Origin of the sequence: Methanolobus psychrotolerans, from assembly GCF_002243045.1 — an archaeon.
GTDB classification, from domain to species: domain Archaea; phylum Halobacteriota; class Methanosarcinia; order Methanosarcinales; family Methanosarcinaceae; genus Methanolobus; species Methanolobus psychrotolerans.
In genome coordinates this window covers 1-1,645 of sequence record NZ_MBKP01000090.1, presented here as the reverse complement: position 1 = coordinate 1,645, position 1,645 = coordinate 1, and the positions used below count along the sequence as shown (strand labels likewise).

Annotated in this window: 1 protein-coding gene; it reads right to left on the bottom strand. The window is 35.3% G+C overall.

Going from position 1 to position 1,645, the window contains the following annotated elements; genetic code table 11:
• Nucleotides 1-1,588 (bottom strand): ZmpA/ZmpB/ZmpC family metallo-endopeptidase-related protein (locus BB781_RS15070; RefSeq protein WP_277985517.1); only part of this gene is annotated, 1,588 nt, incomplete at its 3' end.
• Nucleotides 1,589-1,645: the final 57 nt, after the last annotated feature.

The window sequence follows — 1,645 nt, the reverse complement described above, 5'->3', positions numbered from 1 at the left end:
AAGATTGATATGACTTTAAATAGCCTGCAAGTGGTGCAACTCCGCTCCTTCCTCTTCCATCAAAATTATATAACTTTAAGTTTGTTATTTTTGCTCCATTTATGTAACCGAACAAACCAATATAGTTCTCTGATGATCTATTGATGTAAAGATTTGAAATTGTGTAATTCTGACCATCAAATTCGCCTGTAAAATAACCTGACGAATTACCTATAGGCAAAAATCCATTTTCATTATTCCACAAATGAGTTTCATTTGCATCAATATCTGTCATTAGAACATAATGTGCTGACAGGTCATTATTCATTGATTGTAAATCAAAGACGTCATAGATGCGGTATGGATTGGATTCAGTACCATCACCAATAAGTTTGGTAAGATGATTGGTATTAGTAGGCATACTTTGAGTAATCTCAACAAGATTATTCATAGCATCGTAACTATAAGACGTAACATATGTTTCATCATCATTGAACTCATATGCACTCACAATATTGCCATTGATATCACTTGTGAGGGTCTTGTTTATCCCATTCTGGTTGGTAATGGTAGTGTTCTCAAGATTATAATTATATCTCAAAGTGGTGTTGTCTGTATTTATCACAACAATTGGTCTTCCAATAGAATCGTATTGGTACATTACTGGTAAACCTGATTCATCGATATAATGCGGTGTTTCAGTACTTGAAACCAAACCAAATTCATTGTAGGTAGTTGTCTGGCTAATCCAGTCTGATTCTCCTTCGGACAGCTTTTTTATTATCTGCCCAAAGCCATCATAATAATTCAAAGAGTCAATATTATATGAATTAATAGGAAATAAAGGAGATGATTCAAATCTTAACTGTGGATAATCCTGCATAATCCAAGTATTATCAAAGTTCCAGCTAACAAAATTTGATTGCTCGTGCATCTCTTCAGTTGTTAACCCGGTACCTGCACCACTTGTTGTTTTACCACTAGTGTTTACGTCCCAGTAACATGAATTGAATGTTCCTGACTGGCCTGAAAAACCGCCTCCAACATTGGTAATCTCGCCTGTAGAGTAACAATTTGTTATTCCTGATCCTCCTCCTACAAAACCACCTGTTATCGATGCTTGATAACCATAAACTGAGCCATGTGAACAACAATCAATTATGTATCCTCCACCCTGAGATCCAGTGAAGCCACCTGCATATTGAATTGCAGTTACATTTGTATTGGCAGAACATTTTTTAATTGTTGCTGATCCGGCATTGGTAATACGACCAATCAAACCTCCACCATGATAAGTTGCTACAACATCACCAGTGGAATGCACATTTTCGACATAAGATTGATATGATGTTAAATAGCCTGCAAGTGGTGCAACTCCGCTCCTTCCTCTTCCATCAAAATTATATAACTTTAAGTTTGTTATTTTTGCACCATTAATGTAACCGAACAAACCAATATAGTTCTCTGATGATCTATTGATGTAAAGATTTGAAATTGTGTAATTCTGACCATCAAATTCGCCTGTAAAATAACCTGACGAATTACCTATAGGCAAAAATCCATTTCCATTATTCCACAAATGAGTTTCATTTGCATCAATATCTGTCATTAGAACATAATGTGCTGACAGGTCATTATTCATTGATTGTAAATCAAAGACGTCATA